The 408-nt window shown below is 44.1% G+C and carries 1 protein-coding gene; it reads left to right on the top strand.

What is annotated here, in order from left to right:
* Positions 1-408: polysaccharide biosynthesis/export family protein (locus KTR06_RS24390; protein WP_217290903.1), on the top strand; the 408-nt coding region annotated here is incomplete at both ends.

Below are 408 nucleotides of genomic sequence, written 5' to 3'. Positions count from 1 at the left end.
CTATCCGCCAACAGATTTCTCCTGATGGCACGATCAACATTCAGAAAATAGGTCCTGTCAACCTGAACGGACTGACTATCTCTGAAGCCAATGACTATCTCAAAAAAACATTAAACAAGATATATAATGGTCTTAATAATACGAATGACCCCACTTCTGACATCCGTTTGACTTTGGGCAGCATCCGTACTATTCAGATTAATGTAATGGGTGAAGTAGTCCAGCCGGGTACTTACTCTCTATCATCCTTTTCTACTGTGTTCCATGCACTTTACCGTGCAGGTGGAGTCAGCGACATAGGTAGCCTTCGCAATGTGCAGCTGGTACGTAACGGCAAAAACATCGCCACGATCGACGTCTACCAATTTATCATGAAAGGCCACATTCAGGATGACATTCGTCTGCAGG

The sequence above is a fragment of the Bacteroides sp. MSK.20.12 genome, assembly GCF_019052435.1.
In the GTDB taxonomy this organism is placed as follows: domain Bacteria; phylum Bacteroidota; class Bacteroidia; order Bacteroidales; family Bacteroidaceae; genus Bacteroides; species Bacteroides xylanisolvens.
This window is presented reverse-complemented; position numbering and strand designations above follow the sequence as displayed.